Source organism: Bacillus sp. mrc49, assembly GCF_002803435.1.
Genome location: NZ_PHNG01000653.1, coordinates 22,003 through 28,139, shown reverse-complemented (window position 1 = coordinate 28,139; position 6,137 = coordinate 22,003). Strand labels below are relative to the sequence as shown.

The 6,137-nt window shown below is 42.8% G+C and carries 6 protein-coding genes; all 6 read right to left on the bottom strand.

What is annotated here, in order from left to right; all coding sequences use genetic code 11:
- Positions 1 to 606, bottom strand: a 606-nt coding sequence (locus CVN76_RS08740) for a cation transporter (RefSeq protein WP_198512524.1), incomplete at its 3' end; no start/stop codon positions are given.
- On the bottom strand, positions 599 to 967 hold the full coding sequence (locus CVN76_RS08735; RefSeq protein ID WP_100530115.1) for an ArsR/SmtB family transcription factor: 369 nt from the start codon (positions 965 to 967) through the stop codon (positions 599 to 601). The genes CVN76_RS08740 and CVN76_RS08735, both read right to left, overlap by 8 nt.
- Positions 968 to 1,422: 455 nt before the next feature.
- Positions 1,423 to 1,623: a cold-shock protein gene (locus CVN76_RS08730; RefSeq protein ID WP_034304915.1), complete on the bottom strand. Its 201-nt coding sequence runs from the start codon at positions 1,621 to 1,623 to the stop codon at positions 1,423 to 1,425.
- A gap of 446 nt (positions 1,624 to 2,069) precedes the next feature.
- Positions 2,070 to 3,764, bottom strand: coding sequence for a methyl-accepting chemotaxis protein (locus CVN76_RS08725; protein ID WP_100530939.1), 1,695 nt, complete (start codon positions 3,762 to 3,764; stop codon positions 2,070 to 2,072).
- Between the two features lie 13 nt (positions 3,765 to 3,777).
- Complete coding sequence (locus CVN76_RS08720) at positions 3,778 to 4,947, bottom strand: ATP-grasp domain-containing protein (protein WP_100530938.1); 1,170 nt, start codon at positions 4,945 to 4,947, stop codon at positions 3,778 to 3,780.
- Positions 4,948 to 5,215: 268 nt separating this feature from the next.
- Complete coding sequence (prpB, locus tag CVN76_RS08715; protein ID WP_100530937.1) at positions 5,216 to 6,124, bottom strand: methylisocitrate lyase; 909 nt, start codon at positions 6,122 to 6,124, stop codon at positions 5,216 to 5,218.
- Positions 6,125 to 6,137: the final 13 nt, after the last annotated feature.

The following is a 6,137-nucleotide window of genomic DNA, read 5'->3' as shown; positions in this document are numbered from 1 at the left end:
AAGGATCAAGGCTTCTTTAGGTGCGATATTCATCAAGGATTCAATGGAATTCCGGGCTTTATCCATCGAATATTTCTCCAATGCTTCACTGATGGCAAATAAGATGACGACAGTCGCCCCTTCGCCCCATTCACCGAGCACCGCCGCACCGATGATGGCAACTGTCATCAAGGTGTGCATATCGAAGCGAAGTTTGAAGAGATTCTTCAAGCCATTGAGAAATAATGAATACCCCCCAATTATGATGGCCGCCGCATACCCAATTACCGGAAAGATGCTTCCTTCCCCAAATTGGTTTTGCAATATCCAGCTGATCAGCAACAGGATGGCCGAGAATGCCACCTTAATATTTTCTTTTTGTTTCCAAAATGGCTCCTTAAGGGACACCTGTTCCTGCTCTCCCCGGATTCTCAGGTTATCGAAGGCTCCTGCCTTTTCTATCTCTTCAATCGTCGCACTTCCCTGTACGGAAATCTTTGAAGCGCCAAAATTGATTTTAGCGTCCCTTACTCCTTCCAGGCCACGAACATTATTCTCAAACTTAGCCGCACAATTCGTGCAGGATAGACCTTGGATGCGGTACGTTTTTGAAGCCGGTTCAGCCATCGGACCTCACCTCCCGCTGGTGTTCTGATGCAATGAGGATCAATTGCTTGATATGGTGATCATCCAATGAATAAAAAGCTAACTTTCCTTCTTTTCGATATTTAACGATGGCATTCTTATAGAGGGTACGAAGATGATGAGACGTTGTCGCCATCGAGGCACCGATGATATGGGCCAGATCGCACACACATAATTCCTCGTCTTCACAGAGTGCATAGGCTATTTTGGCCCTATTATCATCACCTATCACCTTAAACAGCTTTGATATGCTGGAAATATCGACCTGGTTCATTTCTTTCTGAATGCGATTGACCTTTACTTGATCATGCAGATGGACATCACATACATCTTTTTGTTCCATCATCTTCCCACACCCTTCATTCAAATCTTCATTTGATTAAAATATACCATAATTTGTTGAATATTCAAACCTATATTTGAATGATTACTTCCCCCTCATCGTGAAAGCGGCCTATATGTCTTTATATGTACCCTATCGGTTTTTGTTTCATTTCCATCGTTGTTACCCGCACGAAAAGGAAGGATCCTATTTTTTTCGGGCTTTCCTTCATGCTTTAAATAAAGGTCAGAGGGAACTTATTATTTCCCTATTCCTTCCTCGAAACGTACATTATATTTAATTTACTATTTTCTTGGAGAACTATGATATACTTAGTCAAACCTTTTTAAGCGATTTACTTTACTTGTACCGCTTTCCCCGTTCAATGCTGGACGGGGTTTTTTTGTCATCGGATTTTCCCACAAAAACAAAAAAGGCAGACCCCGCAACGGGATCTGCCTTTATTTGTTTTGAAATTATGCTTTTTGAACGTTAGAAGCTTGTGGTCCACGTTGACCTTGTTCTACTTCAAAAGTAACTTCTTGACCTTCGTCTAAAGATTTGAAACCTTCGCTTTGGATAGCTGAGAAATGTACGAATACGTCGTCTCCGTTTTCGCGTTCGATGAATCCAAAACCTTTTTCTGCGTTAAACCATTTCACTTTACCTTGTTCCATTGTTGTTGCCTCCTAGTGCATATGCACATTGTTATTACTATCCTTGCTCTAAGTCATCATCGAAAACGAAAAGTAGTACTTTTAGTATCCTTAGTACCGAACAAAAATAATTAAGACTAAGCATAACATTAAATGGCAGCGATTGCAAATGGTTTGCCCAAACTTTATTCAAGCAATTTTTAATACTCTTTGAATTCATTGACAAGCTAAACCCAAACACATCAGTAAAAAAAGTGCAAACACATTTAGTTTACGTCCAAAACTCTCCCTACAGTAGCGGAATGGTGCCTTATCTTGGAAAGCTAAGCACCTGCAATGGAATGCCATCTTCATGTTCAGGCCAGGTTGAATGAAAAGTTCAGCTATCAGAAAAAAACTGCAGACAAATTCGAGCGGAGTTTGTCTGCAGTCCGTTCAGCCATCATAGATAGCCTGCCATGGACCGTTTATTTTTCGGTGGTGAATTTTTCAACCATTTCTTCCAAGATGGCCGATTTGTTTGCCAACTCTTCATTTTGTTCCTTCAGTCCATTCATGATCGTACTTTGTTGAATGGCTGCCGCTGAGATTTGTTCAGTGGTTGCGACTCCCTCTTCCGAAATCGCTGCAATCTCCTGGATCGATGCTAAACTTTCATCAGATGACTCATTGATTTTTTTCGAGTGGGTGGCCAAGTGTTCCGTGCCCTTCAGCAATTTCTCTACGGAATCGAAAATCTTATTGAAAATCTCGCCGTTGTTTTCCACTAAGGAAACACCCTTGACTATATCCTCAAAGCTTTCATCGTTATTTTGGATGACCTTCGCCGTTTGTTCATTGATCCGCGTAATTGATTCGGAAATGATATCAATCGATTCATCCGTTTGCACAGCCAATTTTTGCACTTCCTGGGCGACTACCGCAAAGCCTCTGCCGGCATCCCCCGCCCGTGCCGCTTCAATGGAAGCATTCAAGGAAAGCAGGTTCGTTTGGGAAGCAATGACCCTGATTAAACCGATCACTTCATTTATCTTCACTACATCCTCTTCAAGGCTCACCAAATTGGCTTTATTCGCTTGGCCGTTTTCCATGATTTTACCCATCTGGCTCGTTACATCCTGCACTTGTTCACTTCCTTGCTCAGCAAGTGTGTTCGCATGCATCGTAAATTCATTCATCTTATTCGTTTGCTCATTCATTAAGCGGATGGTCTCCGTTAAGTCACTGATCATATTGGAAATCCGGTCAATATGGTGGGCACGTTCTTCTGAAGCCTTCGCTTCTTCCGTTGTCCCCGTGACGATCTGGCTATAGGACTCCACCATCTCCTCAAAGGATTGATGGATGGAAACGGTGGTTCGATTCATCGTATGCGCGTGTTCACGTACATTATCGATGATATGGGATAAACTTAATCTCATATCCTCAAAGCCATTGGACAGATCTCCAATCTCATCTTGCCTGCCAACCGGAATCGATTTACTTAAATCCCCTGCCGCCATTTCACTCGTGTAGCCAACTAGTTCATTGACGGGACCCGAGATCTTCCTTCCGATGACAATCGCACACAGTACGCCTAATATAATGGCACTCGCAAGAAATAAAATATTATAGAATATCATTCTGCTTTTCAATTCATCAATGAACTTCGCATCCATATCAATTCCTACAATGGCGTCCGTGCCACTGATTGGCGTAAAGTATGATTTGTGCGTCCCCCATTTATCTTTATATATTTCACTCAATACGTCTTCTTGTCCATTTATCGATTTAGCCTGCTCCGGCGTGAAGGGCGATTGCACCATGTAATCATCGCTTCCATTCAAGGCTACGATCGTATCTGCATCGTTCTCCCGCTTCAGCACATAAACATATTCTATACCCTTTTTGTCATCAACGAAGGCATCTAATTTTTGCCTGATATCTTCTCCCCGTTCCGCAGATTTGCTGATTAAAGTCGGATTGAGGCTTGCTGCGAGACTACGGGCATTTTCAGAAAGACGCTCATCGAATTGCGGAAGGACATTCTCATTGATCATTTTATTCGTTATATAGGAAAAGCAAAGTCCCATGGCTCCTGCAAAAAGCACGAATGGAATGATATAAAATAAGAATAGTTTTGCCATTAGTGAATTTTTAGGATTCAGCTTTGAAAATCTCATTCTCATGACCCCCTTAGGTTAAAGCCAGTTGTTTTATCGTCAAGTATGGAAGTAAGTCCAAGTGAAGCAATTGACGGTTCTTGTTCAAATCCTCGCTTCTATAAAATATGATCGACATGCTCCGGTCATTTTGAAAAGGAAGCTGCCTATATTCCAAAATCTGTTCGAATTCATGTTGCAGCCCTTCATGATCGATATTCGCCACTTCCTCCAGGTTTATTTCCAGCGGAACCTCTGCAAAGAAAAAGCTGTAAACCGCATCATCCATTTCTTCCAAAATCGAATTCCAATCTGGTTTCGTACCTAAGAAATAGTGTTGATACATGTTCATCCCATATGCATGGTAGCCTAAATCGGTTGTACCCGCACCGGCAAAACGAAGTGGGTTGATTTCAATCGGTATTACCCTGTCCCCTTTTTTGCGAATTTCAAAGTGAACAGCGTAGTTCCTAAGCGGTAGGACCGTTTGAATATTCTTCATGAACCTTCGTGCATCATCATAGATTTCGTTGATGGCTGCCTTCGAAGTATAATAAATGCGATCGGAGGTATCATAATCGTCCTTGAATAATCGTTTGAAGACATTCAGAATAACCGGCTCACCATCTTGATCGTAATAACCATCAATGGCGAATTCCTCCCCCTGTATCCACTCTTCTATCAAGATGGTCTGAGAACCGACCACTTCGGAATCATACAACCCATCCGAGAGAAGCAGGTCCTCTTTAAGCTGGGCCACGGCTATATCCCAGTCCTGCCCATTCTTGACTTTGTGTACGCCAACACTTGAATAGCCGATATTTGGCTTGATGACGACTGGAAACGGTATTTGTTCTTTATCCAGATCATCTATCATGGATAAATCAATATCTTGGAAATGGAAATCCGGATATAATGACTTCGTTAACTTACGTACCTCACTCTTATCCTTCAATAATTTGGACCATATGTATTCATTGCTATCTGGTTGGAAATGGCCTAATACCGTGATGCCATTTTCAGAGTTTGTAAGAATCCTTTGTTCCATCCCCATGGACTTGAAAAATTCTGTATCGTTTTGAACATTTAACTTTTCAGATGTTATCGTGTCTCCCCATTGCCCTTGTTCCAATACTGGAATTTGCTGTTCGACTAACACCTTTAGAAGAATCGGTGACACAATGGACTCATTCAAAATAATCATGTTTTCCACCTAACTTATACTGTTTTTTATATCCCCATATTTAATCGGCTAAAAGAACCATTTTTAAAGTCCGAATTAGCCTTTTATGCCTATTTATTGTTTTGAAATAGTAAAATCATCTAAAATTCGACATTATTGCACCTCTCTCCCTTCCTGGACCGATCTTTGGAACCAGTCAATAAGAACCGGACCTGATCCCTTGGTTTTTTGCACAGCGGAAAGCCCGGAGCTCTAACCCCGGGCCAACTTTCTATATTTTAACATGATATTATTGCTCCTTGGTCAATACGGTTTTTGCAATTTCTTGATCCAAGCCTTCAAAATCATGATAGGAGATCGTTTCATATAGTTCACTTCGTGTTTGCATGTCCTGTAAGGCGCCTGCCTGTGTTCCATGCTGCATGATTTGTTCAAAGACTCTCTCATATGCCTTTGCGGCAACCCTAAGGGAAGTGACCGGATAAATCACCATTTGATAGCCCATTTCTTCAAATTCCTTAGCCTTATAATAAGGCGTTTTACCGAATTCCGTCATATTCGCAAGTAGCGGCACAGTAACGCGCTTGGCAAATTGACGGAACTCCGCTTCCGATTGCAGCGCTTCAGGGAATATCGCATCAGCTCCTGCTTCGATATAGGCAGCGGCTCTTTCCATTGCTGCCTCCACCCCCTCCACAGCCCTTGCATCCGTACGTGCCACAATGACCAGCGAAGGGGCGGTTTGTTTTATCATTTTTATTTTTTGTGTCATCTCATTTATCGCTATAAGCTTCTTACCGTTTAAATGGCCGCATTTCTTTGGAAGGTCTTGGTCTTCCAGTTGTACAGCGGCAATGCCCGCTTCCTGCATTTCCCTAGCCGTACGCGCCACATTCAGGACACCGCCAAAGCCTGTATCAATGTCTACAAGCACCGGTAAGTCCGTCGCCCGGATAATATCCCTGGCCCGCTCCGCCACTTCAGAGGATGTGACAATCCCCAAATCGGGCAGGCCCCTGCTTGCCGTGTATGCTGCACCCGAAAGGTAAAGGGCAGTAAAGCCTATTTTCTTCGCTATAAGTCCAGCCATCGCATCATGGGTGCCTGGGATTTGTAAGATGCCCGGTGCTTCCATGAACTTCCGAAAACGAGCTGCTAATTCCGCTTGTCCCGACTGTTGATTTACGATCCATGTCATCTCTCAGTCCCCC